Source organism: Hoyosella subflava DQS3-9A1, assembly GCF_000214175.1.
Classification (GTDB): domain Bacteria; phylum Actinomycetota; class Actinomycetes; order Mycobacteriales; family Mycobacteriaceae; genus Hoyosella; species Hoyosella subflava.
On sequence record NC_015564.1, the window covers coordinates 1,603,347 to 1,627,611 of the forward strand.

General features: G+C 62.6%; 24 protein-coding genes and 1 tRNA gene. 21 read left to right on the forward strand and 4 right to left on the reverse strand.

Features of this window, described 5'->3' with window-relative positions; all coding sequences use genetic code 11:
* Positions 1-9 precede the first annotated feature (9 nt).
* Positions 10-83: transfer RNA gene (locus tag AS9A_RS07435), tRNA-Pro, on the forward strand.
* Between the two features lie 64 nt (positions 84-147).
* On the opposite strand, the gene AS9A_RS07440 is transcribed toward AS9A_RS07435, so the two are convergent.
* Positions 148-486, reverse strand: coding sequence for a hypothetical protein (locus AS9A_RS07440; protein WP_013806338.1), 339 nt, complete (start codon positions 484-486; stop codon positions 148-150).
* Positions 487-594: 108 nt separating this feature from the next.
* On the reverse strand, positions 595-1,137 hold the full coding sequence (locus tag AS9A_RS07445; RefSeq protein ID WP_013806339.1) for a DUF421 domain-containing protein: 543 nt from the start codon (positions 1,135-1,137) through the stop codon (positions 595-597).
* 128 nt (positions 1,138-1,265) lie between these two features.
* On the opposite strand from AS9A_RS07445, the gene AS9A_RS07450 reads away from it, so the two are divergent.
* Positions 1,266-1,847 (forward strand): DUF1707 SHOCT-like domain-containing protein, encoded by a 582-nt coding sequence (locus tag AS9A_RS07450; RefSeq protein WP_013806340.1) that lies wholly within the window; start codon positions 1,266-1,268, stop codon positions 1,845-1,847.
* Between the two features lie 12 nt (positions 1,848-1,859).
* Here AS9A_RS07450 and AS9A_RS07455 read toward each other — a convergent pair whose 3' ends face one another.
* A complete protein-coding gene (locus AS9A_RS07455; RefSeq protein ID WP_013806341.1) occupies positions 1,860-2,291 on the reverse strand; it encodes a DUF1801 domain-containing protein in 432 nt (143 codons plus the stop codon).
* 166 nt (positions 2,292-2,457) lie between these two features.
* Between AS9A_RS07455 and AS9A_RS07460 the strand changes: the two genes are divergently transcribed.
* The 5 genes from AS9A_RS07460 (at position 2,458) to AS9A_RS07475 (ending at position 6,769) form a co-directional block, all read left to right on the forward strand.
* A complete protein-coding gene (locus tag AS9A_RS07460) occupies positions 2,458-3,987 on the forward strand; it encodes an MFS transporter (protein ID WP_041450937.1) in 1,530 nt (509 codons plus the stop codon).
* A 34-nt stretch (positions 3,988-4,021) separates the two neighbouring features.
* A complete protein-coding gene (locus tag AS9A_RS07465) occupies positions 4,022-4,642 on the forward strand; it encodes a TetR/AcrR family transcriptional regulator (protein ID WP_013806343.1) in 621 nt (206 codons plus the stop codon).
* Between the two features lie 340 nt (positions 4,643-4,982).
* Positions 4,983-5,282, forward strand: a complete 300-nt coding sequence (locus AS9A_RS07470) for a hypothetical protein (protein ID WP_148262420.1) — start codon at positions 4,983-4,985, stop codon at positions 5,280-5,282.
* 258 nt (positions 5,283-5,540) lie between these two features.
* Complete coding sequence (locus AS9A_RS24570; RefSeq protein ID WP_237707886.1) at positions 5,541-6,002, forward strand: hypothetical protein; 462 nt, start codon at positions 5,541-5,543, stop codon at positions 6,000-6,002.
* The gene (locus AS9A_RS07475; RefSeq protein ID WP_237707887.1) at positions 5,969-6,769 is read left to right on the forward strand and encodes a reverse transcriptase family protein; all 801 of its coding nucleotides are present in this window, start codon (positions 5,969-5,971) and stop codon (positions 6,767-6,769) included. Before AS9A_RS24570 ends, AS9A_RS07475 begins: the two co-directional genes overlap by 34 nt.
* 21 nt (positions 6,770-6,790) lie before the next feature.
* Here the strand turns inward: AS9A_RS07475 and AS9A_RS07480 are convergent, their stop codons facing one another.
* Positions 6,791-7,504, reverse strand: a complete 714-nt coding sequence (locus tag AS9A_RS07480; RefSeq protein ID WP_013806345.1) for a PAS and ANTAR domain-containing protein — start codon at positions 7,502-7,504, stop codon at positions 6,791-6,793.
* 134 nt (positions 7,505-7,638) lie between these two features.
* Here AS9A_RS07480 and AS9A_RS07485 point away from each other — a divergent pair, with 134 nt between their 5' ends.
* The 14 genes from AS9A_RS07485 (at position 7,639) to AS9A_RS07550 (ending at position 24,173) form a co-directional block, all read left to right on the forward strand.
* Entirely contained in the window at positions 7,639-7,887 is a 249-nt protein-coding gene (locus tag AS9A_RS07485) for a hypothetical protein (RefSeq protein ID WP_013806346.1), read from the forward strand.
* Positions 7,884-8,198, forward strand: coding sequence for a cation:proton antiporter (locus AS9A_RS24075; protein WP_013806347.1), 315 nt, complete (start codon positions 7,884-7,886; stop codon positions 8,196-8,198). The genes AS9A_RS07485 and AS9A_RS24075 overlap by 4 nt, the downstream gene beginning before the upstream one ends.
* The gene (locus AS9A_RS07495; RefSeq protein ID WP_013806348.1) at positions 8,195-9,121 is read left to right on the forward strand and encodes a Na(+)/H(+) antiporter subunit B; all 927 of its coding nucleotides are present in this window, start codon (positions 8,195-8,197) and stop codon (positions 9,119-9,121) included. Before AS9A_RS24075 ends, AS9A_RS07495 begins: the two co-directional genes overlap by 4 nt.
* Positions 9,118-9,426, forward strand: a complete 309-nt coding sequence (locus AS9A_RS07500; protein ID WP_013806349.1) for an NADH-quinone oxidoreductase subunit K — start codon at positions 9,118-9,120, stop codon at positions 9,424-9,426. Before AS9A_RS07495 ends, AS9A_RS07500 begins: the two co-directional genes overlap by 4 nt.
* Positions 9,419-10,921 carry a complex I subunit 5 family protein gene (locus AS9A_RS07505; RefSeq protein WP_013806350.1) on the forward strand — a complete coding sequence of 501 codons (1,503 nt, stop codon included), beginning with the start codon at positions 9,419-9,421 and terminating at the stop codon, positions 10,919-10,921. The genes AS9A_RS07500 and AS9A_RS07505 overlap by 8 nt, the downstream gene beginning before the upstream one ends.
* A 1-nt stretch (position 10,922) precedes the next feature.
* The gene (locus AS9A_RS07510) at positions 10,923-12,431 is read left to right on the forward strand and encodes a proton-conducting transporter transmembrane domain-containing protein (RefSeq protein WP_013806351.1); all 1,509 of its coding nucleotides are present in this window, start codon (positions 10,923-10,925) and stop codon (positions 12,429-12,431) included.
* A complete protein-coding gene (locus AS9A_RS07515) occupies positions 12,431-14,206 on the forward strand; it encodes a proton-conducting transporter transmembrane domain-containing protein (protein WP_013806352.1) in 1,776 nt (591 codons plus the stop codon). Before AS9A_RS07510 ends, AS9A_RS07515 begins: the two co-directional genes overlap by 1 nt.
* Positions 14,203-14,718: a Na+/H+ antiporter subunit E gene (locus tag AS9A_RS07520; RefSeq protein WP_013806353.1), complete on the forward strand. Its 516-nt coding sequence runs from the start codon at positions 14,203-14,205 to the stop codon at positions 14,716-14,718. Before AS9A_RS07515 ends, AS9A_RS07520 begins: the two co-directional genes overlap by 4 nt.
* Positions 14,719-14,925: 207 nt before the next feature.
* Positions 14,926-16,407 carry a DHA2 family efflux MFS transporter permease subunit gene (locus AS9A_RS07525; protein ID WP_013806354.1) on the forward strand — a complete coding sequence of 494 codons (1,482 nt, stop codon included), beginning with the start codon at positions 14,926-14,928 and terminating at the stop codon, positions 16,405-16,407.
* A gap of 384 nt (positions 16,408-16,791) precedes the next feature.
* On the forward strand, positions 16,792-18,210 hold the full coding sequence (gene ftsY, locus AS9A_RS07530) for a signal recognition particle-docking protein FtsY (protein ID WP_013806355.1): 1,419 nt from the start codon (positions 16,792-16,794) through the stop codon (positions 18,208-18,210).
* 226 nt (positions 18,211-18,436) lie between these two features.
* Positions 18,437-19,747: a phosphodiester glycosidase family protein gene (locus tag AS9A_RS07535; protein WP_013806356.1), complete on the forward strand. Its 1,311-nt coding sequence runs from the start codon at positions 18,437-18,439 to the stop codon at positions 19,745-19,747.
* A 185-nt stretch (positions 19,748-19,932) separates the two neighbouring features.
* The gene (locus AS9A_RS07540) at positions 19,933-21,150 is read left to right on the forward strand and encodes an ammonium transporter (RefSeq protein ID WP_202798205.1); all 1,218 of its coding nucleotides are present in this window, start codon (positions 19,933-19,935) and stop codon (positions 21,148-21,150) included.
* Positions 21,151-21,277: 127 nt separating this feature from the next.
* Complete coding sequence (locus AS9A_RS07545; protein ID WP_013806358.1) at positions 21,278-21,616, forward strand: P-II family nitrogen regulator; 339 nt, start codon at positions 21,278-21,280, stop codon at positions 21,614-21,616.
* Positions 21,606-24,173 carry a [protein-PII] uridylyltransferase gene (locus tag AS9A_RS07550; protein ID WP_041450939.1) on the forward strand — a complete coding sequence of 856 codons (2,568 nt, stop codon included), beginning with the start codon at positions 21,606-21,608 and terminating at the stop codon, positions 24,171-24,173. Before AS9A_RS07545 ends, AS9A_RS07550 begins: the two co-directional genes overlap by 11 nt.
* The last annotated feature ends 92 nt before the right edge of the window (positions 24,174-24,265 follow it).

The following is a 24,265-nucleotide window of genomic DNA, read 5'->3' on the forward strand; positions in this document are numbered from 1 at the left end:
GTTCAGCGGCGGGCTGTGGCGCAGCTTGGTAGCGCACTTGACTGGGGGTCAAGTGGTCGCAGGTTCAAATCCTGTCAGCCCGACAGGGCAAAACCCTGGCAGAATTTTCTTTCTGCCAGGGTTTCTGGTTTCTGGGCTCGCTCTGGTCTAGAAGAGGAAGCAGCCCGCACTCAAGGCGTCGTCCGCGAGGGCCTCCGCGTTGTTGTTCGCCGTTGCCGCGGCTTCGTGGTTGCCTGCGAAGGTCTGCGCGTCCAGTTCGTCGTACCAGGAGTTGATGGCCGCGGCGCGCCGGTCGCACTGAGCTTGTGTCTCGCCCTGCCCTGTCGCACCCGCCTGGAGGTCCACCGTCTTTATGGTCGTGGTCATCGGGGAGATAGTGCCAACTGGCTGCGGAGCGGGCTTCGCGCCGGCGATGGCGGCTCCGGGGACGGCAATGGCGACGGCTGCGGTGGCAGTGGCGAGGATCGTGGCGGCAGTGCGGAACATGGGACCTCCGGGTTGGTGGGTGGTGTGTACCGCTAATACTCCGCGCGGGACCTGCGCCGCGGGAGACCCCCTGGGCGTGGTGTGCCCCCACCCTGCAAACGCGCGGGTTCAGCCTTCGTTGTGCTGAATGTCCTTGCGGTGCACGTAGGGAGTAACGCTGGAAGCGTCACCGAGCCCGTCGGTGGTGATTGCGCCAAGGCTGCCGTCCTGCTGGAGGATTACCGCGGCGATGTCAGAGAGCGATCCTTTGCCGGATTGTCGTACTGCAGTGTGGATGTCGTCGATAGTGAGCCTGTGAGCACGCAGTGCTTTGTGCTGAATGTCCCCTTTGTAGTACAGGAGAACTGGTTCGCTGTCGACGAGTCGACGAAACTTGGGGAATCGGGCGCGGAACCCCGCCAGTGCCCACTGCAGGAGGATGAGCGCGCCGATGGCGACGATCGTTTGCGCAACCGCGACATCCACGGCGGTGAGTGTTCGCCCGAATGCGGAACCAATGGTCACGGCGACGAGGAAGTCGAGTGGTGTCATTTTTGCCATGGTGCGCGGGCCGGAGAGACGCAGCATGACGATCAGTGCGATGTACCCGAAAATCACCATCACTGCGGTATGGATGAGCGGGTCGGTGCCGTTCCAAAACAGATCGTCCATATATGTCGTTGTACCCCGCTACATACGAAGTTAATCGGTGCGGCTGATGGGAGCTTCCCGTCAGCTCAGCGACGCGTTCCTTCACAGGAGAATCTGACCCGTGCAAGATCTTTTCGTACGATGAAGGTATGACCCAACCGGATCGGCGAAACCTGCGGGCGTCGGACAAAGACCGCGAAGTCGCGGTGAAGATCCTCAATCAGGCACACTCAGAGGGCCGCATTACTCTCAGTGAACTCGATGAGCGCCTGGGGGCCGCGTACTCCGCGGTGACATACACCGATCTAGATGTTGTCGTTGCCGACCTACCAGTACCAGCATTACCCGGAGCTGCTCCGGCTCCGTCCGCCGGGCAGCCGCTGCGACTGAACGCGGGGTTTTCCGACCTCAAACGTGACGGGTACTGGAAAGTGCCTAACCATATCGTTGCGAGTACCGCGATGGGCTCCCTCAAGCTCGATTTCACTCAAGCAGAGTTCCCTTACGGTCAGGTGCTGATCGAAGCGTCAGCGGGCATGGGCAACATCGTGCTGATCGTTCCCGCAGGAGTTACGGTCAGCACCGATGAAGTGAAGACCACGATGGGGTCCGTCAAAAACAAGCTCGGTTACACCGCGTCTCCAGCGGACGCGACGATCCGGGTGACGGGATCAGCAGGGATGGGAAACGTCGTTGCGCGGCCTCCTCGTAAATGGCGCTTCATGCGCTGATGCGCGGCGCTGTCAGCTCACGGCCTTCTTGACGAGCACGGCGATCGCCTCCGCCTCCTCGTCGCTTAAGTCGGTCACGGCGTACGAGGTCGGCCAGAGACCGCGGTCGTCGAGGTTGGCTTCGGGGGTGAACCCGAATGTCGAATAACGTTCCTTGTCATCGTTGCCGCTGCGGAAGAAGCACACAACTTTTCCTTTCCATGCGTAGGCGGGCTGCCCGTACCACAGCTTCGGTGAGAGGTCCGGGGCGTTGCTGGTGACGATGTCGTGAATGCGTTCGGCTAGAGACCGGTCAGGTTCGGCCATCTGCGCGATCTTTGTCAACATGTCGGCTTCCTCGGCAGCGGCCTTCTTCCCGCGACCGCGGCTTGCCTCCTTCTTCAGCTCAGCGGCGCGTTGCTGCATCGCCGCGCGTTCTTGCTCGGAGAAGCCTTCGGTGCTCATCGCTATTTCTCTCCTGTCGTTGATCGATCCTTTAGAGGTGACCGTAGTCCGGCCATCGCTCCCAAGCTTCTTGATTCCTGATTGAACCGGGGCGGACGGGGAATTTACTTGAACGATCGCACTAGTTGTACTATCGTTCAAGTAGATCAACGGTTTAGGGGGTTCTATGCTCGACGTCGGGGTGAGGCGTGCGGGAATGCGCGAATGGGCAGGCTTGGGGCTACTAGGGCTGCCGACAGTGCTGCTTGGCCTGGACGTGACTGTTCTCTACCTGGTGCTGCCGAGTCTGTCCGCCGCTCTGGATCCGTCAGCGACGCAGACGTTGTGGATTATGGATGCCTACGGGTTCTTCATCGCTGGGTTCCTCATCACAATGGGGACCCTCGGTGACCGGATAGGCAGGCGTCGTCTGCTGCTGGTCGGCATGGTGGCATTCGCAGTGGTGTCAGTGTTCGCAGCCTTCGCTCCGAGCGCCGAAATGCTGATATTGGCCCGGGCGCTGCTGGGAATCGCGGGCGCCACACTGATGCCCTCTACATTGTCGTTGATCTCGCACATGTTCTCTGATGCGCGTCAGCGTGCCGTGGCGATAGGAGTGTGGGCGACGATGTTCGCACTCGGAATGGCCGCTGGCCCGGTCGTTGGCGGTGCACTGGTCGAGATCTTGTGGTGGGGTGCAGCTTTTTTGCTCGCCGTGCCGATCGCGGTGATTGTGCTCGCCTGTGCAGGGTTTCTGCTGCCCGAGTACAGCGATCCGCAAGCGGGACGACTTGACCTGGTCAGTGTCGCACTCTCGCTGGCGACCATTCTGCCGGTCATATATGCGATCAAGCGTACGGCCGTCTACGGGTTCGGCGTATTAGCACTGCTCTTCGTTCTGTTTGGCGGTGCCGCGGGTGTGTTGTTCGTGAAAAGGCAGCGCCGCCTTGCGTCCCCACTGCTGGACGTCACCTTGTTCGCTAACCGCGCTTTCTCCGCGGCGCTTACAGTGCTGCTGATCGGACTGGTCGGAGTGGGCGGGACCATGTACTTGGTCACCCAGTACCTGCAGCTCGTCGAGGGGCTTACGCCGTTCGCGGCGGGTCTATGGATGGGCCCGCCAGCCCTGGCGATGTTCGCCGCCGCCATCGGTGCGCCCTTGATCGCCAGGCGGGCTCGCCCAGGCATTGTCATGGGGCTTATGCTCGGATTGTCGGTGGTCGGGTATGCGTTGCTGGCTGTAATCGGCACTGGGGATTCGATTCGCGTGGTAGTCGGCTTCACCTTCATCTATCTCGGTCTAGGCGCGATCGCTGCGCTCGGCACCGACACCGTCGTCGGCGCAGCGCCTGCCTCTAAGTCCGGGTCGGCCGCTGCGATGTCCGAAACGGTCCAAGAGCTCGGCATCGGGGTCGGGGTTGCATTGCTGGGCAGCCTCACCGCCGCCCTCTATTCCCACAGGATGGCCGAAACTTCCCAAGCCTCAACTGAAGTCGCAGAACGTGTTACCGGAAGCCTCTCTGGTGCGCTATCGGTGGCTGAACGGGTTTCCCCTAGAGTTCTGCAGGCTGCGCAGGAGGCCTTCACCATGGGCGTGAACATCGCCGCCGTCACCGCTGGTGCGGTCACTCTCGTCGCGGTACTGCTGTGCCTTGTCGCTCTGCGACACCTACGTCCGCTCGGCGAAATTCAGGAAGGAGAGACGGACCAGCGGTAACAGGTTCGACTACCCTCGAGCGCAAAGGAGGGACATGCAGGACGACGAGAGCGAAGCCATCGATGGGCGCCGGGCCAAGGGCAATAGGCGCCGAGCTGAGATCATCGATGCCACCCTCGCCGTCGTTACCCGCGAGGGGGCCGCCGGTGTCACCCACCGAACCGTCGCGAAGCAAGCCGGGATCACCGCGAGTCTCAGCACCTATTACTTTGCTACCCTGGATGATTTGCTCGTCGCGGCACTGACGAGCGTCGCTGACATCTATAGCGCGCGCATCCGTCAGATCGTGGAGGATCCCGGCGACAAGGTGCGGGGTCTGGCCGAACTGATCGTTGAGACCGCCGGGGCGGGGCGAGAACGAGCGTTGGCCGAACGTGAGCTGTCTACCCTGGCCGCACGCCGTCCAGCGCTGGCGCCGATAGCGCGCCGCTGGCGTGAAGACGTGGCGGCGCTCGCTGCTACGCTCACTGACGCGCCTGAGGCTGTCGCCGCGCTCGTCGCCGCGTCTGACGGCCTATGTACCGCTATTCTCATCGACAACGCTCCCGCTGAAACCGGCTATGTCCACGAAGTCCTCTGCCAAGCCCTCGGAACCCACCGCAGAGCCGACTCGACTTCCCGGCGCGCGACTGACGCCGGAGTGGAGCCCCGCTAGCGAGGATAGCTGGAGTGCCCTCATTGGCTGCCCAGCTGGACCACACCATTGGAGTCCCAACTCCCCGCTAGCTGAGCAACCGTAGTTCAGCACAGGCTGTCACTTAGTGGCAATATGAACAATATCTCGCATTCAGGAGGTATGAGTATCGCTACCGTGGGTATCACGCTGTGTCTATCCGCGTGTAGGGCATGCGCATTCAGGATGAGGACCGCGGATGGCCCACTTTCACCGTTAAATCTCCAGATTAACGCGCATCGCTTTCGCATTTCCTGCTACAAGTAGAAAGTAACAGACAGTCACTACGTGCGGGAGGTGTGAGATGCCATTGATTCGCAGAGTGACTGTTACATGGGAGTCTTCCACCGTTTGCCGGGGCGAAATTGACGTAGCGGACGGCACAGATTTGTGTGACGTCAACACGATGCTCTATCTGTTGACCAAACAGGTAGGGGTGGATCCCTCGGAAGTCCGCAACCTCACGATCGAACAGTTTCATAGCGAGCCGGGCGGTGAAACGCGCGAGACGCTTATCTGGGCAGTCAATAGACTTGCGCACCAGATCCAAGTGCCGCAGACCCTGCACGCGGTCCGCGCGGTCGCCGCTCTCGCGCTCGCGCGCTTGAGGATTCGCGCCTGATCTCCTCCCCTGGAGACATAGGGGCCACGAAATGATCTTCTGGCGCAACTATGGCACCCTATAGCCCATGCGAGTGCGCGTGCGCGAGAGTGGGAGGGCTGTCGCCCTTTCCATGTCCGGGGTAACCCCGGGCTGCGCGTTACAAGTTGGGCACATCGTCCGACGCACTTCGGCACGCTGCGCGTGCGCCCGTGCGCCGCTGACGACAGGTTGTGGTCGCGCCGCGCCTCGCATATCACAGCGGGGCTGAGTGTGAGCGTGCCATCGCGTCCTCCCCGCGCGTTCACGCGTCTGGAGGCTGACCTGCTCGCGGCGGCGGCTGTCGCTGGTCCGTGGACCCGCAGCGGCCTCGAGGAACGTTTCGGCGAGGCGGGTGCCGCAGATCCTGTCCTTCTTGCCCGCCGCATGCTGGATCTGATGCCGGGGGAGCCGATAGAGGGCGAATCAACGATCCGGAATGTCCTTGCCGAACTCCCTGAACTGCCTGCCACTCCGGTCGAGGTGATTGTCGAGTCTTCTCTGTGGAAGTTCGATGTGCCGCACTGGCAGACGCCGCGTGCGCTGTGCCAGGCGCTCGACCTCACGATGCCCGAACTTGAGTGGTTCGCCGACGTGCAAGGCAGGCTGCGAAGTAAGCCTGGACGGCTGCATCATTACCGCTATCGAAATGGCTCGAGGCGCCGAAGGTGCGGCTGCGGGAGGTACAACGCCGCATCTTGAGCAATGTCCTCGATGGCTTGCCCCTGCATGCGGCAGCGCATGGCTTTCGTCGCGGCCGCAGCGTGCACACATTCGGGAGTGCCCACGTGGGCGCTGACCTTGTTGTGCGGATTGACTTGCGGTGGTTCTTCAGCACAATTACGGCGCCGAGGGTCCGCGCCGTTTTCGCGGCGGTCGGCTACCCGCCAACGGTCGCGTCGCTACTGGCGGGACTGTGCACGACGGCGACGCCCGCGCCAATTCTGCGGGGGATGCCGTTCGAGCAGGCAACGCTGCTGCGCACGCGGCATCTGCCGCAGGGTGCGCCCACGTCGCCTGCACTCGCGAACATCGTAGCGCGGAATCTGGATCGCCGTCTCGCCGGATTAGCACAATCGCAGGGACTGCACTACACCAGATACGCCGACGACCTGGCTTTCTCCGGTGATGTCGTGAACGTGGAACAGCTGCTGTGGACAGTACGCGCGATCGTGCGCGACGAGGGATTTTTCGTGCACCCGTCGAAGACGAAAGTGATGCGTGCTCATCACCGTCAGCGTTTAGCCGGGCTTGTTGTTAACGCGCATCCGCAAGCAAGCCGAGACGACTATGAGGCGTTGAAGGCGTTGCTGCACAACTGCATCCGGTACGGTCCCGCGTCTCAGAACAGGGAAGGCCGCACGAATTTCCGGGAGCACCTCTGCGGGCGCATCGCGTGGATAGGGGAGTCGAATTCCCGTCGACGTCAGAAGTTGCGGAGGCTCGAACAGCGGATCGTCTGGAGTTAGCCATCACGCTGCGGTCAACCCTCATTGCGACCGAACGCTAGCTTCTTGCTTGTGGAGTAGATGTGGGGAGCGTGCGGTGACTTCGCCAATGTGATTGAGCTTCGCTAGTGGGGGCGCTTCGGGGATCCGCTCGTGCGCGGTGAGCAGGATGCTGTCGAACGCGGCGCGGAGTTCGTCTCCGCCGTCGATTTCGGCGACATCCACCAGGATTTGTGACGCGAGTGCGCTGATTTTCTTGTTCGTCGACTGGGAGCGCCACGCGAGAACGTCAAAAGCGCGTTCGGCCGAGATCCCGTAGACGACCATCAGCATTCCCTTGACCTGATCGATCAAGGCGCGCGATTTCACGACCTTCCCGACAGCTTCATCGGCGGAGGACTGCATATCATGCGTCCACGCGTCAGTCATATCGATGTAGAAGCCCTCGGTACCGTCCGGATCGCCCTGCTCGTTCTGCACCGTCCGGCCCGCTACAACGACATAGTGGGTGCGGCCACCGGTGTCGATGATGCGGTACCTCCCGCTGAACGGCACGTTCGCGGTCCTGGTCAAATCGAGGAGAGCGCTGATCTCCGCGACATCGTCGGGATGCTTGTGCTTCAGAATGAGGTCTGTCGTCGGTTGAACAGTCCCTGGCGCATAACCGTGAATTGCCGCGACCTCGTCCGACCACTCCCACCGGTCAGATCGAGGCCAATATCGGAAGCTACCGACCGTGTGCTCAGGCGACACCATATTAATGACATTACGCTGCTTTAACCGTGCGACGGAGAGCAATGAATAGGATCATGAGGCGGGAGACGGTCCGAAGATCGATGAGAAGAAGTTGGCTCGTGGCGATAGCTAGGAGGTGAGCCGGGATCGAGAAGGTGCTGTTCGGTGCGGCGCTCGTGCTGCTGCTCAATATCGTGGTGGCCTCGGCCCGGATAGGGCTGGGCCCGGACGCACGGAACCGTCTCACCGGTCTGCTGCTGCTTTCGACGACCGGCACGGCGGTCTTGGTCTTGCTTGCGCAGGCAATGGACGTGCCTGCGCTCCGCGATGCTGCTCTCGCGCTGGTTGCGCTCGCCGCGCTCATCATTATCGTTCGTATCGTGGGAGAGAAGGCCCGCGCATGATCGCCGTGATCGCGGATGTGCTGACTACTCTTCTTATCGGTCTGGGCTGCGTGTTCTTTACCGCAGGGACGGTTGGTTTGCTTCGCTTTCCCGACCTTCGGACGCGAATCCACGCTTTGACCAAAGCGGACAATCTGGGGCTGGGATTGATCGTGCTCGGCCTGATCCTGCAGGCGGGTTCGGTTGCGATCGCGCTCAAACTCGTGCTGATCTGGCTGCTCGCGCTGGTGGCGGCGGCGACAAGCGCGACCTTGCTTGCGCACGGCGGCGCGGAGCAGGAGAGCGCAGGCCAGGAGGGGACGCGAAGTTGATCGACGTCTTCGATGTGCTCCTTGGAGTCGCTGTTTTGCTCGGTGCGGCGGCGGCGCTGTACGGGTCGCGCCGGATCGTGGGAGTGATGTCTTTCCTCGTCCTTGGCTTGCTGCTCACTGTTCTTTGGGCCCGACTGGGTGCCCCGGACATCGCGATCGCGGAAGCTGCGATCGCCTCGGGCGTCACTGGCGCTTTTCTTCTCGCCGCGGCGACTGACCATCCTGAAACGTCGCATGAAGAAGGCAACGTGGGAAGGCGAACTCTGATGGTTCTGGAGGCTGCCATTGGAGTGAGTGCCGTCACACTCGTGGGTGTAGCTGCTGTCTCCGCTGCCCGGATTGCCCCGGCCGACCCGCTTGAGGTGCAAGCCAGTGCCGCGGTAGCCGACGCGGTTGTTGACCACCCCATTACGGCGGTGCTGCTGGATTTCCGTGCCTATGACACGCTGCTGGAGATAGCCGTCCTGGCTGCGGCTGTGGTCGCCGCGCTGGCGCTGCTGTGCGATAGCCGTTTGACGCGTGTCGCCTGGGTGACCGAAACCCGCCCTGTCGTGCTTGGTTTTGTACGGCTCATAGCCCCAGTCGTTGTCATGCTGGCGGGGTGGTTGCTTGTCGCGGGATCCACGCGGCCAGGAGGCGCGTTCCAGGCCGGCGCGATGCTGACCGGCGTGTTTTTGCTGCTGTACCTCTCGGGGCGGGCGCGGAGCATGGTGACCGGAAAATGGCTGGTTCCGGCTGCCCTTATCGGTTTGGCAGTTTTCGTGGCTGCAGGTGTGGGCACATTTGCCGCTGGCCGAGAGTGGCTGGATGTGGCAGACGGATGGGGAGGCGTTGTCGTCCTGCTGATTGAGGCGGCCCTGACGGTGAGCATTGGTGCGGGGCTAGCGGCGCTTTTCATCGCCGGAAATCCGGAGCGCGCGTGAGCCGAGCGGAGTTGTTCATCATCGTTGGTGTCGCGCTGTTTGTCTTCGGGGCGGCGCGAATGCTGCTAACCGGAGACCTGATAAGACGAGTAGTTGCGCTGAACGTTGCAGGGGCCGGGGTGTTCCTGATCCTCATGTCTCTTGCGACGGTCCGGGACGCCAGCGAACCTGATCCGGTGCTGCATGCTCTCGTGCTCACAGGCATCGTAATCACGGTGAGTATCACGGGTTTTGCCCTCGCGCTCATCCGCCGGATTGAACGAACCGAGATCGTACGATCCGGCCCACGGGAGTCAGATGGCTAATCTGCTGCCCGTAGTCGTGCTGCTGCCCTTGGTGGGCGCGATCCTTACTTCGCTGACGACCCATCTGGGGCCACGGCGGCTGACGCCGTTGATCAGCACGGTGACAACGGCCTTAGTGCTGGCTGCTGGTTGTGCTGTCGCCTTCCAGGTTGGTTCGTCGGGCCCCCTGATGCTCGTGCTCGGCGGCTGGGAGACACCCGTCGCCATCGCGCTCATGAGTGACGGATTCAGCGCGGCCATGCTTCTGATGACGGCCGGCGTTGGGCTCGTCGTATGCGTATTCGCATCCGCGACGCCGGAAATCACTGGCGGCTACTGGTTCTGGCCGCTGTGGCTGTTCCTTTTGGCGGGACTCAACGCGGTGTACGTGTCTGCCGATCTCTTCAATACGTACGTGGCGCTCGAACTTCTCACTGTCGCCGCGGTCGCACTTGTTGCTCTCGGTGGTCGTGCCGCGCTGCTCCCGGCTCTCCGGTACCTTCTCATTGCGGTCCTTGGCTCCCTTCTCTTCCTGCTCGGTGTCGCACTGGTGTACGCGGAGACGGGGACCTTAGCTACGTTCGGTGCTGCAGAGGAGACAACCGGGGGACTGGTTCTGCTGGTCGCGCTTGGGGTGATGACGCTCGGTCTCGCGATCAAGGTGGCGCTCTTCCCCTTGCATTCCTGGTTACCGCCCGCACACGCGGGTGCTCCGGCAGCGGTGAGTCCGCTGATGTCAGCGCTGGTGATCAAGGCGGCATTCTTTGTGCTGGCCCGAATGTGGATCAATCTGTCGCAAGGCTCGGCACCCACAGAACTTGCCTATGTTCTGGGTGCGGTGGGATCTGTCGCCGCGCTCTGGGGCGCTGCTCTGGCGCTTCGGCAAAGCAAGCTGAAACGTGTGGTCGCGTACTCGACCGTCGCTCAGGTGGGGTACTTCTTCCTATTGTTTCCGCTCGTCATAGCTGGTGACGGTGCTGCTAGCGCGCTGGCCTGGGAAGGCGCGCTGGTGTTCCTGTTCGCGCATGGACTGGCCAAAGCCGCGATGTTCATGGCGGCGGGCAGCTTCGCCCACGCGCACGGAACCGACGAGCTTGAGCAGCTGCGCGGCGCTGCGGCCCGAATGCCGGTGGCCTCCATGTCGATGGCCATCGCCGGGGTGAGCCTTGCGGGTCTGCCGCCGACTTTGGCCTTCGTAGGTAAATGGCAGTTGCTTCACGCGTCGATAGAATCCGGACAGTGGTGGTGGATCCCGGTGCTTCTCATCGGCGGACTTCTCACTTTTGCGTACACAGCACGAGTCCTGCGAATCTTGCTCGACACTGAGGACGCCGACGATCAGCAAGCGAAGGTAGAGCAAGGAAAATTCACCACGGTGCGTACTGATTACCACCCAATTCCTCAGCGCATGCAGTATCCCGCGCTGCTGCTCGCCGTGCTCACGATCGTTCTGGGCCTGAGGTCAATTGATCTCACGGAACTCCTCCAGGCAGGCGCTGCAATGGGAGGTTTGTAACGTGATCTATCAGTGGATCCCTCTCGTAATCCTGGCGCTTTCACTGGTGCCTGCCACCATCATCTTCTTTCTCCGTGACGATCAGCATCGACCGCGCACTGGCGTCAATATGGCAGGTGCGACTTTGAAGGTGGTGCTCGTATTCGCGCTCATTCCGTTCGCGGTTGCCGGCGAGACGATCGAGTTTCGAGCACCGTTTGTGCCGGGCATCGACTTTCTGTTGCGGATAGATCCGTTTGCCCTGTATTTTCTGACTCTCTCCTCAGTGCTCTGGTTCTTGACCACGATTTACGCCATCGGATACCTGGAAAACTCGCCGCACCGCAGCAGGTTCTTTGCGTTCTTCAGCCTCTGCGTCACCGCGACGTCAGGAATTGCACTGTCAGGCAACCTCGTGACGTTCCTCGTCTTCTATGAACTACTCACACTGGCCACGTACCCCTTAGTTGCGCACCGGCAGACGCCTGAGGCTCTTGCGGGCGCGCGGACCTACCTGCGTTACACAATGGCCGGGGGTGTGGTGCTCCTGCTTGGGGTGGTCTGGCTCACAGCTGTAGCAGGTCCCGTTGAATTCGCCGACCGTGGCAGTCCTCAAGTAGCTGAACTGGCTCATGAGCAGCCCGGTACCGCCGCGCTGATCTTCGGTCTGCTCATAGCCGGACTTGCCGTAAAGGCTGCATTGGTTCCGCTGCACACGTGGTTGCCCAAAGCTATGGTTGCTCCCACACCGGTCAGCGCGCTTCTGCACGCTGTGGCCGTCGTGAAGGCCGGCGTGTTCGGAATCGCTCTGGTGGTCAACGGAGTGTTCGGGGTCGAAGTCGCTCGCGAACTCGGTGTTCTGGCTCCACTGTCCGCAATCGCAGCGATCACAATTGTTTACGGTTCCGTTCAGGCGCTCCGCCAGGACGGAATCAAAGCGCGGCTCGCGTATTCCACAGTCAGCCAGCTTTCGTACATTGCGCTGGGTCTCACGATACCCAGCGTGATTGCTATGACGGGCGCGGTCGCACATATCGTGAACCAGGGCCTGATGAAGATCACCCTGTTTTTCTGTGCAGGGCTTCTCGCAGAAACACTGGGCGTGAAGAAGTTCAGCCAGCTCAGTGGCCTGGGGCGCCGAATGCCTTTGACGTGTGCTGCATTCACTGTCGGTGCTCTCGGGATGATTGGTCTCCCGCCGGTCGCGGGATTCGTGTCGAAATGGTATTTGGGGTTGGGGGCACTGGAAGCAGACCAAGCGTGGATTCTCGGCATTCTGTTGTTGAGCAGCATCCTCAACGCCGCATACTTCCTTCCCGCTGTCTACTCGATGTGGTGGGGTGAGCCGCAGACTGACCCAGGATGGAACAGCAGCGTCGCGGTTAAGCGCACCCGACTTGAGGCGGCGCCCGCGCTGTTGATCCCGACGATGGCAACCGCCGGACTTGCTGTCGCAGTTGGTGTTTTCGCTGGGCTTGATGTGTCTTCAGTGGAACTGGCGCGCGTCATCGCGGAGAGGTTCTACGCCTAATGAGTGTGCTGTGGGTTTCCGCGATTCTGGTTCCAGTTCTGACTGTCGCTGCGCTTGGACTGGCCGGTCTCGGTGGCGCGCGCAGCTCCGAAAAGGGACGCGAATTCATTACCAAGTACGCAGCACTCGCCTTGCTGCCGTTCGGGGCGCTCGCCCTCCTAGGCCCACGTGCCGGGCCCATTGAGCTGCCGTGGCTACTTCTTGGTACGCACCTCACGGTCGATGACGTCGGCCGCCCACTCTTGCTGGTCGCCGTGCTGCTCTATGCTGCCGCACTGATCGCGACATACAGTTCACGTACGGAACGGGCTCCTGTCCTGGCCGGATTCCTCCTAGCCAGTTTCCTGGGCAACGCGCTGGTTTTCGTCGCAGCAGACACCGTGACTTTCTACCTGGGGTTCACGGTGATGAGTCTGTCCGCATATGGGTTGGTAATTCACGAAGGGACCGCGGCAGCCGTCCGCGCCGGCCGTATCTATATCGTGCTGACGTTGCTGGGCGAGATGGCGACGCTGGCCGCGCTGATGATGGTGGTGGATGCGGGCGGGATGCTGCTCGCCGATGCGCCCTCGGCGGTGGCGGAATCGGGTCACACTGAGTTGATAGTCCTGTTGCTCCTCGTCGGGTTCGGCGTGAAGGCCGGGACGGTCCCCTTGCACGTGTGGCTTCCGCTCGCACACCCCGCCGCTCCACCCCCCGCGAGCGCCGTGCTCAGCGGAACGATGATCAAAGCTGGTCTGGTGGGCTGGTTGCGTTTCCTCCCACTGGGCGAAGTCGCTATGCCCGGCTGGGGACAGGCCCTCGTTGTGCTCGCACTGGTCGGTGCATTCGCCGCGCTAGTACCAGGTCTGTTGCAGAACGATACGAAAGTTGCGCTCGCGTACAGCAGTATCAGCCAGATGGGGTTTCTCGCGGTCCTCGTGGGAGCGGCGCTTGCTGAGCCGGAGATCGCGTCAGCGTGCGTGCTCGCCGCAGTGGTTTATGCGGTGCACCACGGCATGGCTAAGGGAGGCTTGTTCCTGGGTGTCACCGTGTGGCGGACACACGGTGACGGCTGGGTCCGCTGGTGGGTCATCGGCGGGCTGTGTCTGCTAGCTCTTGCCGTTGCGGGCGCGCCGTTCGGTTCAGGTGCCGTCGCCAAGTACGCGGCCAAAGAGGCGATCGAGCCTGTGGGGCTACTCGGTGTGGAGCTTGCTGACCTGCTGCCGCTGGTGGGAACTGTGTCAACCTTGCTGCTTCTGCGTGCAGGCTGGCTGCTGCTGACGGGCAGCCGAGACCGGGCGTGGGGTGTGGACGGCGCTTTGCTGAGCTGGTCGGTTCTGATTGTCGGAGGAACTGTGCTGACGTGGCTGCTTGCTGTGCAGTGGACGCCTCTCATTTCTGTTCCCAGCCGCGAGGGGTCAGCACTGTGGGATGCGAGCTGGCCGATCTTGTTGGGACTCGGGCTAGCAGTGTTTGCATGGTCGCTTACACGCTGGAATCAGACGGCCGGGATTGCGTCCCTTGTGCGGCGCTGGACCGTCCCGCCTGGCGACCTTCTCGTGCCAGAAGAGCGGCTGGCTCGCAGCATCGGCGGCGCGGTCATGCACGGGACAGAGTATGTGACGGGGCGGAGTTCCGCGTGGGCGGCCGGGATCGCCGCCACCACACACCGGATACCGCCTCCTATGGCAGCACTCGAGAACATCGAGCGGCGGCTCGCCAGTTGGACCGCGTCCGGCATCGTTGTCCTTCTGCTCGGTGGCGCGATGATCGTCATGGTGGTGCTGCGATGAATCGTCTGTCCGGCACCGGCGCTGTGGCGTTCTGGGACAGGGCACGGGGCGCCCTGCCTCGGGCCGCAGTTTTCGCGCTGATGTGGTGGGTGCTGACTGAGGGTGCCTCCGACATGCTCCAGTACGGGTTCGTCGTCGTGCCTCTCTCGGCCGCGCTTTCGCTGATGCTGCTTCCTCCGAGGAGGCGGAGTGGTCCGCTGCCGCGCCGACTACTGGCCGGAACAACGCTGCTGCTCTGGTTTCTGTGGCAGTCTTTCCGCGGTGGTGCGGACGTCGCAGTGCGTGCGCTGCGACGTCCCGTCGATCTGGACCCTGGCATGGTGACACACCACACGACGCTGCCTGACGATATGAGCCGGGTTGCGCTGACCGCTATCACCTCATTGATGCCGGGCACGCTTTCCGTAAACCTAGAAGGCACAGAGCTTTATGTACATGTACTCGATCGCTCAATGCGGACGGGTGAGCAACTCGCCGAGCTCGAACAACGCCTATCGACCCTCGTCGGCTGACACGGACCGACTGGCTTCACTCGTCCTGGAAGTGGCGGGGCTCCGGCAACTTTCGCAAAAGGAACATCCCGTAGAAAAGATGTTGCGGGCCTCAGGACGCGGGACGTAAGTTCTTCTCCGTGCCGCCGCCCCCTCGGGGCGGATGTGCCTCCGCGGCTCCTCGTGAGTGGATTTGGGTGTCACGCCTGTACCCAGAAAGGTTGCGTCGTGCGCAATTCTGCGTTGCAGTCCACAACAGCTATGGCGGCCGAGCGCACCGGCACACCGAAGGTGCTGCATTGGCTGGTGGCGGCGACATTCATCGTGATTCTCAACGAGACGATCTTGATCAACGCGCTGCCGCGGTTGATGGTCGCCTTCGACATCACCGAGCGGACAGCTCAGTGGCTGTCGACTTCCTTCATGCTCACCATGGCGGTAGTCATCCCAACTACTGGCTGGTTCTTGCAGCGCGTCACCACACGCATCGCATTCGGACTCTCGATGTCCGTGTTCTTTGTCGGCACTCTGGTGGCCGCACTGGCGCCTACCTTCGAGATCCTGCTCGCCGGACGAATCATCCAGGCGATAGGCACCGCGGTCATGTTGCCCCTGCTGATGACGACACTGATGACGGTCGTTCCGGAGCGCGACCGGGGCCGAGTCATGGGCAACGTGATGTTGGCGATCTCTGTAGCCCCTGCGATGGGCCCAGCGGTCTCCGGCCTGATACTCGAAGTGGGTTCGTGGCGATTTGTATTCGTCGCTGTGCTCCCCATCGCTGCGTTGATCACGGCCGTCGGCATGCGATACCTGAACAACGTTGGCGAGACCGGTGAGGTGCCTCTCGACAAGCTCAGTGTCGTTCTCGCCGCACTCGGATTCGGGGTACTTGTATTCGGCCTGAGTGAGATCGGGGCGCCTGATCCATTCCTGTCACCCGCGCTGACAATTGGCTTTGGCGTGCTGGGTATTGGGCTGTTTGTTGTACGGCAATTGAGCTTGCAGCGGAGGAGCTCGCCGTTGCTCGACCTGCGCACCCTCACTTACCGCACCTACGCTCTGGCGCTCGTTCTCATGGTTTTTGCATTCATGGCGATGCTCGGCGCAATGGTGCTGTTCCCATTGTTCCTGCAGAACGTGCGCGACTTGTCCGCGCTGCAGACGGGGCTGTTGATGATGCCTGGCGGCCTCGCGATGGGTCTTCTCGGGCCTACGATCGGCCGCTGCTTCGACCGTTTCGGTGGCCGTCCGCTGGTCGTTCCTGGAGCGATAGGTGTGTTGGCCGCGCTGGTCACTCTCACTCAGGTCAGCCTGGTAATGCCGATGTGGATGATCCTCGCGGTCCACATTGTTTTGATGGTTTCACTTGCGTGCCTATTCACTCCGGTTTTCACCCTGGGCCTGAGCGCCGTCCCACAGCACCTGTACTCGCATGGCAGTTCACTGCTGGCAACGTTGCAACAGGTAGCAGCGGCGATGGGCACCGCCATCGCCATGACGGTCCTGGCGGTACGTTCGCAAGCACTCGCCGACACCGGGGCGAACGACACCGCCGCCCAGGTCGGCGGTATGCAGTGGGCCTTCGGCGTCGGTGCGATCCTCGGGGTCGGGATCGTCGCGGTGTCTGTGCTGATGCCCCATCGTCCCGACGGGTTTGGTGCGGATTCGGTCAATAGCCCCAATACACAGCCTGACGCGGCCCCTTGATGTCCGACGCCCTCAAGGCGGCGACTCACCAGACCGCTTCGCGCCCGCATAACCTCGGTCGTGATCGAGCGAGGAAACCGGCTCCGTTCAGTCGTCGTGAAGCGGCTGAACCGGGATCGCCGGTTCCGGCTGGGGGAGCAGTTGTACGGCGCGCATGGTCGATCTACCATCGCTCCGTCGCTGAGGTCCTCGCCCCGCCAGACGAAACACATGCTGTTCTGCGGAATGGGATCGGTATGCCGACACGGCAGACCCCGCGAACGCATTCATGGCTGAGCGGGCACCGCTCAGCGAGATCGTTCAGTTCGACGGCTTCACTCCCTGATTGCGGCTCCCCGGTGAACGCATGCGGCACTTCGGCCTGAGGTTTGGAATACTGCCCGGGTGACCACCGAACTCTGGATTGTCGTTGCGGCTATTGCCGCCATCATCCTCGTGGCGCTGGTTGCTGGCGCTGTCCTTTATCGGCGTCGGCAGATCTCGCTCACGAAGCCGCCTGAAGTCGAGAAAGACAAGTCTGGCGGTTACCAGGCGAAAGGAGGCTTCAGTTTCACGACGGGCCCGTCTGGCTCGACCGCACTCAAACCGCCTCCCGGGAAACCATCAGGCCCTGCAGCTCCGCCGGAACCTCCGCTCATTGAACGCACTGACACCGAGGGCCAACCACACGTCGGAGACGACGCCGCCGTTCCTCGTGACGCACCCAAACGGCTGATTCGCGATGTGGAGATCCCGGAAGCGCCCACACCTCGCCCTGTCACGGAACCGACTGAGAAAACCGCCGCCGAAAAGCCGGAAACACCCTCGAACGCCGCGCCCGCCCCGGTCGAACCCGCTGAGGCTGAGCCTGCGGAAGAGGCTCGCGTCACCGAAATCGAGGAAATCGAACCCACTGAGGGCCGCCTCGACCGGCTGCGCGGACGGCTGTCGCGATCGCAGAATGCTGTCGGAAAGAGCTTGCTCGGCCTGCTCGGCGGCGGCGATCTGGACGAAGACTCGTGGGAGGAAGTTGAGGACACACTCCTTATCGCGGACCTCGGTTCGGCGACCACCACAAAGATTGTGGACCGACTGAGGGAAGAGATGGCGGCCCGAACGATCCGGACCGAGGCCGAAGCGCGCGGACTGCTGAAGGAAGTCCTCGTCGACGCACTTCGGCCCGAGCTAGATCGCTCCATTCGTATCCTGCCGCACGGTGATCGCCCATCGGTGACACTTGTCGTTGGAGTCAACGGAACAGGTAAGACGACGACCACCGGTAAACTCGCCCGGGTGCTCGTGGCTGATGGCCGCCGTGTCCTGCTTGGCGCCGCCGACACATTCCGTGCTGCTGCGGCCGACCAGTTGCAGACATGGGCCGAGCGCGTTGGTGCCGAGGTAGTACGCGGCCGTGAGGGAGCAGACCCAGCGTCGGTGGCGTTCGACGCCGTCAGCCGCGGAATCGAGCTTGGTGTTGACTCGGTCCTGATCGACACCGCCGGGCGTCTCCACACGAAAACAGGCCTGATGGACGAACTCGGCAAGGTAAAGCGCGTCGTCGAGAAGAAGGCGCCCGTCGATGAGGTGCTGCTTGTGCTCGACGCGACGATCGGCCAGAACGGCCTGGCTCAGGCGCGCGTATTCGCCGACGTCGTGGACATTACGGGTGTGGTTCTCACGAAACTGGATGGCACCGCGAAGGGTGGGATTGTCTTCCAGGTGCAGCATGAACTCGGTGTGCCAGTGAAGCTCGTCGGCCTCGGAGAGGGCGCGGACCACCTCGCCCCGTTCGAGCCGAACGCGTTCGTTGATGCGCTGCTATAGGGGAGTTGCCTGTCGATTCGGTGGAGAATGACGCGGATAGCGCGGTTTTCTTCACCGGATCGACCTCCGGGGCCACCGTGTGGCGTTTCCGGTAAAGCCCCGGTCACGATCGAACGACAAAGTAAGCGCGATGAGTGTCACGCGCGCGCGGATGTGGACTTCCGGCCGAGATTGGACAGGCAAGAGGAATTGCCCTCTCATAGTGCCCAGCGCTGGAGGTTGACCTGTGCGTACTTGGTCTCGTCGCTACCCCGCTGTTGCTGCCTGTCTCGCTGTCGCCGCTTGTACCGTGATGGCGCCAGGTCCGGCACTCGCGCAGGAGCCAGATGCCCGCACCCTCGTAGCTGCGGCGATTGATGACGCGGGCGGGCGCGTCGTGGCCTACCAAGCGGGGCCCGAGTTCCCCGCACCGATGCAATCGTCGGACCTGAATTGGTATTCGACGGCGCACGATGTCCGTATCGTCGTCGTTCCACATGCATCACAGTCGATAACCGGGCGGCTGCTTCTCGACGCACATGGCGGAGCAGACCGGTGCGCGAGCAACCCGAACGCCCAGACGGCCGACGGAACAGTGCAGCAGTCAGCGCTCTTCACAGCGCGGGAGGCGTGGGATGCGCTGGAACGCCCAGCGATCTTGATTAATACCAACTTCTTCGACGTGCGTCCCCAGCTTGGCGGCCAGGGTTGGCGCGACACGAACTGCAGCACTCCGTTTGGGGTGTATTACGACAACCACGACGATCCGGGGCGCGAGCGTCTTGACGAGGCGATCCGGTCCGACGGCACGGGCCGCTTCTATCGCGGGCCGATGGGGCTGACAGGCGAACTCGAGAACGGGTGGGGCCGGCTAGCGACTTTCCTTATTAGTGGTGATGGCTCTGGCGCGAGCACCATCGAGATGCTGGTAGCGCCCCGTCCCTTCGAGAACCCCGCGGCTGAGCAGCGCCTTGATGAACTCGAGGCGTCGGGGAGGGCGTTCGTCGCATTCGCGGGCCTGTCGCTCCTGCATCCCTCCGGGGATGTGGACATGCCGGATGAAGCTAGGACTGGCCGGAGTGCGATTGGCTATAGCCCAAAGTACGATCGGCTCTTCCTGATACAGGCGGGCTCGAACATGGACCCAGAATCGGGTCTGACCCAGGCGGAGCTGGGTGACTTGCTGCGAGGCCTTGGGGCAGCGATGGGTGTTCAGCTCGACAGTGGAGGCTCGTCGGCGCTGCTGGTGCACCGGCACAGTGGAGTGTTCTGGGCGGGACAGGGCGTGCATGACGGGGCAGCCCCAGCCGGGGCATGTCCAGAACTCGAAGACGCTGTATGTAGTCCCGGAATTAGTCCAGATGGTGAAAGCCGCCGGGTGCCAGCGTGGCTGGGCATCGGCTCACCAGCTTTCCCGGAAGAACCGGTCGGGGAGTATTCCGGCCTCCATGAAGCGGTCGGGGTGCCAGAAAGTGAAGTGGAACCTGAAATCGAGCACGTACTCGATGATCCAGATCACATGATTCCGCGCGTCGACACCTTCGAGGATGTGCAGTAATCCGGACGAATACCCCCAGGTGCAATGTCGAAGTAACACATTCTGGGCGTTCGTTCACGTCAACGAAACACGGCGGCGCCCCCGTGGAAACAACGGGTGAGCAGTCTTTCCCCAAGCGGCGTGCTGACGGGCGCGCCGGGAGGAGGAATTAGGTGGAAGAGATCAATTACGGCACCACAGCATGGATGCTGGTGTCCGCATCATTGGTCCTGCTCATGACCCCGGGCCTGGCGTTCTTCTATGGCGGCATGTCCCGGCAGAAGTCAGTGCTGAACATGATGATGATGTCATTTGGAACCTTGGGCGTAGTCAGCGTGATCTACGTGCTCTGGGGCTGGTCGATGTCGTACGCGGAGCAGAGCATCGGCGGGATCTTCGGTAATCCGTTTGAGCAGTTCGGCTTGAACGGGGCGATTTACGATGGCGAGGGAGAATTCCTCCTCGCCGACGGTCTGCCCGTGATTGTCGATGTGGGCTTCCAGGCGACCTTCGCCATCATCACCGTTGCGCTGATCAGCGGCGCGCTCGCCGAACGCGTGAAGTTCGGCACGTGGCTGGCATTCGCCGCACTCTGGGTGACGTTCTCGTTCTTCCCACTCGCTCACATGGTCTGGGGCGGGGGTCTCCTGTCCGATGATGGCCCGTTCGCTGACATGTTCGAGGGCGTCGGTCCGATCGACTTCGCTGGTGGCACAGTCGTTCACATCAATGCTGGTGTCGCTGCCCTTGTGCTCGCGCTGATCATCGGGAAGCGTCAAGGCTTCGGCAAGACTGCTTTCCGTCCGCATAACCTCCCGTTCGTCATGCTCGGTGCAGCACTGCTGTGGTTCGGCTGGTTCGGCTTCAATGCTGGCTCGGCGTACGCCGCGGACGGCATGGCTGGCCTAGCATGGGTCAACACCACGACTGCGACCGCAGCGGCAATCCTCGGCTGGCTTGTGGTGGAGCGGATCCGCGATGGCAAGGCCACGAGCCTTGGTGCCGCCTCCGGTATCGTCGCGGGTCTTGTCGCAGTGACTCCTGCAGCAGGTTCGATCAGCCCCGTCGGCGCGATCGCGCTGGGTGTCATCGCTGGCGCGTTGTCCGCACTGGCTGTCGGGCTCAAGTTCAAGTTCGGCTACGACGACTCGCTCGATGTTGTGGGCGTCCACCTCGTCGCCGGTCTGTGGGGCACCGTCGCGATTGGTGCACTCGCTACCGAGACGGGCTTCCTCTACGGCGGTGGAATTGGTCAGCTAGTCGTTCAGACCCTGATCGCGATCGTGGCAGTGGTCTTCGCGGCGGTGGTCACCCTGGTCATCGCGCTCATCCTCAAGCCCTTCGGCTGGCGAGTCACGATCGAGGAAGAGCACAGTGGAATCGATGAGGCTGAACACGCTGAAACGGCATACGACCTCGTCTGATTGACTGTCTGATGGAATCTAGTTACGGCTGACAGGCATCCGCGACACGCATTCGCTCCTAGCGATGCAGGATGCCTGTCAGCCCTACACCCACTACTCGCCACTCATCGCCCCGGAGGAAAATGAAATGAAGCTGGTTACGGCAATCGTCAAGCCGTTCACTTTGGAGGACGTCAAGTCAGGTCTCGAGCAGGCGGGCGTGCTTGGCATGACCGTCAGCGAGGTCCAGGGTTATGGCCGCCAGAAGGGCCACACCGAGGTCTATCGCGGCGCGGAATACTCGGTGGACTTTGTCCCCAAGGTCAAGGTGGAGGTCGTCGTCGACGAATCCGCAGTCGACAAGGTTGTGGATGTCATCGTCGAGGCGTCTCGTACCGGCAAGATCGGTGACGGAAAGGTCTGGGTTACCTCCGTCGACTCGGTAATCCGGGTTCGGACAGGAGAACGTGGCACGGATGCGATCTGAGCCCACGAGGCCAAAGGGTGGCCCTGTGCCGGCGGTGTCAGCCGCGGGTGCGGGGCCACGCCCGTCCGCGGCCCCGGCCGGTGTCTCCACCGGCGCTGCCGACTTGGCGCGGGCAAAACAACAGCTTCTCTCGGCCGGTACGAAACTCGACTCGCAGGCACTGCGTGACGTCCTCGTCGATCTTTACGAAGTCTGGCTGCACACAAAAGGCGCTGAGCTAGGAATCAAGCCTGACAGCGGGTTCGCCGTGGTCGCTGTCGGTGGCCTCGGCCGCCGCGAAATGCTGCCCTACTCCGATCTCGATCTCATCTTGCTCCACGACGATGCCAATCCACGCATGCTTTCGACGGTCGCCGATAGCCTCTGGTATCCCCTGTGGGATGCGCACATCAAACTTGATCACAGTGTTCGCACGGTCGCCCAGGCGCTTGACGTCGCCGGAAACGATATGACAGCTGCGCTCGGCATGCTCGAAGCGCGCCACATCGTCGGAGACAGCGAACTCTCCAGTCAGCTGCTCAGCGGTGTGCGGCAGAGCTGGCGTGACAACATCAAAGTGCGATTCGACGAACTCGTCCGCCAGGCCGAACAGCGCTGGGAACGCAACGGCGAGATCGCGCATCGTTCGGAACCGGATCTCAAAAGCGGCCGCGGCGGGCTGCGGGATATCCAGTTGCTCAACGCGCTCGCGGCCGCGCAGCTGACCGACGCCGCCCCTGGCTTCCGTAGCGGCGGTAACGCAGGCCGTGTGCAGGCTGCGCACCGTCGGCTGCTCGACATCAGGACTGAGCAGCATCGGGTCGCTGGCCGGGCGCGAGATCAGCTCCGAGCGCAGGACGCGGACGAAGTCGCGGCAGCTCTGCATATCGGCGACCGGTTCGATTTGGCGCGCACGCTGAGCGATTGCGCACGCACCATCAGTTTTTCGGTCGAGGTTGGTGTGCGCACCGCACGTAATGCGCTGCCCCGCGGGATTCTCGGAGGCTTGCGCAAGCTGCCGTCCCGGCGGCCTCTCGATGAAGGTGTGGTCGAACAGGCAGGTGAAGTCGTCCTCGCTCGAGACGCGCGTCCGCAACGAGACCCGGCGCTTGTCGTGCGCGCTGCAGCGGCCGCGGCCGTGAGCGGACTCCCACTCAGCGCGGGGACTCTGGGGAGGCTTGCCGATACGGCGCCGGAACTGAAAGCGCCGTGGCCGCAAGAGGCGGTCCATGATCTTCTCGTACTTCTTGGGTCTGGTCGTCAGATGATTCCCGTTGTCGAGGCGCTGGATCGCACGGGTTTGTGGGGGCGCATCCTCCCCGAATGGGGACCGGTGCGGGACCTGCCGCCGCGGGATGCGATCCACACGTGGACCGTTGACCGACACCTCGTCGAGACGGTGGCGTATGCGGTCTCGCTGAGCACGCGCGTTTCCCGGCCCGACCTGCTGCTACTCGGTGCGCTAATGCACGACCTCGGTAAGGGGCGCGGCGGCGACCACAGTGTCGTTGGAGCCGAACTTGCGATCCAGGTGGGAACGCGCATGGGTCTGCCCCAGTCGGACGTGCGGCTTCTGAGCGAGATGGTGCGGCATCATTTGCTGCTGCCGCAGACTGCCACTCGCCGCGACCTCGATGATCCCGACATTATTCATGCAGTGGTCGACATGCTCGGCGAATCGCGCGTCCTCCTCGAACTGCTTCATGCACTCGCGGAGGCCGATTCCCATGCGACTGGCCCCGGCGTGTGGGGCGAGTGGAAGGCGTCACTCATAGCGGAGCTCGTACGCCGATGTGAGCGCGTTCTCGACGGCGAAGAGTTGCCCGTGCAAGATCCGGTGCCCGAGGGTCTCCTGGAGCGATTGGAGCCGGACGAGACCGGCAAGGTGCCTTTGCGTGTCTCGCTGAAGCCCACTGACGGTCATCACATGTATGAGCTGACGATCAGCGGACCCGACGAGCCAGGGCTGTTAGCCAAGGCAGCTGGTTTGCTATCGCTGCATTCGCTGCGCGTCCACGCCGCGTCGGTGTCCGGGGTGAACGGAAGCGTCGTGAACGTATTCATGGTGTCACCGAGATTCGGCACACCGCCCGATGCAGGGTTCCTCCGTCAGGAGCTGATCCGCGCGCTGAGCGGTGGCATCGATGTGCTGAGGATGCTTGACGAGCGGCAGGATCTGGCGACGCGTGTCCTCGCGGACGAACTGGCTTCGGACCCCATCGCTGCTGGACTGACGGTTCCCGGCTCGACTGTGCTGGGGACGCTTCCCGCCGCAGTCCCGATCCAGTATCCAGACGCACCGCCACTTGTGCGATGGCTGCCCGCGGCCGCAACGGACGAAGGGTTGCTCGAGATTCGTTCCGTGGACCGTCTGGGGCTCCTCTGCCGCGTGGCCTTCGCACTCGAGGGGGCGGGTGCGGACATCAAGTGGGCGAAGGTAGCTACGATGGGGGCGTACGTCGACGACGTCTTCTCGGTGCGATTTGTGCGGGGGGCGGGAGATTACGGCCGGTCTCGTGCTGACGCGGCAGTCCGTATGGTGCTGCCGCAGCCCGCGCCCAGGAAAACAGGGCAGTAAGGTTGTCGGCACGCTGAGGGCACCACGCGGCACCGCCGTGCGTCCGCTGCCGTTACCCTGGTACAGATCGTCGGTCATGCTGGTCGCTCAGC

What these genes read in the sequence shown, in the direction of transcription:
- AS9A_RS07440 (WP_013806338.1), bottom strand. Translation starts at nt 486, where the DNA reads ATGTTCCGCACTGCCGCCACGATCCTCGCCACTGCCACCGCAGCCGTC.
- AS9A_RS07445 (WP_013806339.1), bottom strand. Translation starts at nt 1,137, where the DNA reads ATGGACGATCTGTTTTGGAACGGCACCGACCCGCTCATCCATACCGCA.
- AS9A_RS07450 (WP_013806340.1), top strand. Translation starts at nt 1,266, where the DNA reads ATGACCCAACCGGATCGGCGAAACCTGCGGGCGTCGGACAAAGACCGC.
- AS9A_RS07455 (WP_013806341.1), bottom strand. Translation starts at nt 2,291, where the DNA reads ATGAGCACCGAAGGCTTCTCCGAGCAAGAACGCGCGGCGATGCAGCAA.
- AS9A_RS07460 (WP_041450937.1), top strand. Translation starts at nt 2,458, where the DNA reads ATGCTCGACGTCGGGGTGAGGCGTGCGGGAATGCGCGAATGGGCAGGC.
- AS9A_RS07465 (WP_013806343.1), top strand. Translation starts at nt 4,022, where the DNA reads ATGCAGGACGACGAGAGCGAAGCCATCGATGGGCGCCGGGCCAAGGGC.
- AS9A_RS07480 (WP_013806345.1), bottom strand. Translation starts at nt 7,504, where the DNA reads ATGGTGTCGCCTGAGCACACGGTCGGTAGCTTCCGATATTGGCCTCGA.
- AS9A_RS24075 (WP_013806347.1), top strand. Translation starts at nt 7,884, where the DNA reads ATGATCGCCGTGATCGCGGATGTGCTGACTACTCTTCTTATCGGTCTG.
- AS9A_RS07505 (WP_013806350.1), top strand. Translation starts at nt 9,419, where the DNA reads ATGGCTAATCTGCTGCCCGTAGTCGTGCTGCTGCCCTTGGTGGGCGCG.
- AS9A_RS07515 (WP_013806352.1), top strand. Translation starts at nt 12,431, where the DNA reads ATGAGTGTGCTGTGGGTTTCCGCGATTCTGGTTCCAGTTCTGACTGTC.
- AS9A_RS07520 (WP_013806353.1), top strand. Translation starts at nt 14,203, where the DNA reads ATGAATCGTCTGTCCGGCACCGGCGCTGTGGCGTTCTGGGACAGGGCA.
- AS9A_RS07540 (WP_202798205.1), top strand. Translation starts at nt 19,933, where the DNA reads ATGCTGGTGTCCGCATCATTGGTCCTGCTCATGACCCCGGGCCTGGCG.
- AS9A_RS07545 (WP_013806358.1), top strand. Translation starts at nt 21,278, where the DNA reads ATGAAGCTGGTTACGGCAATCGTCAAGCCGTTCACTTTGGAGGACGTC.
- AS9A_RS07550 (WP_041450939.1), top strand. Translation starts at nt 21,606, where the DNA reads ATGCGATCTGAGCCCACGAGGCCAAAGGGTGGCCCTGTGCCGGCGGTG.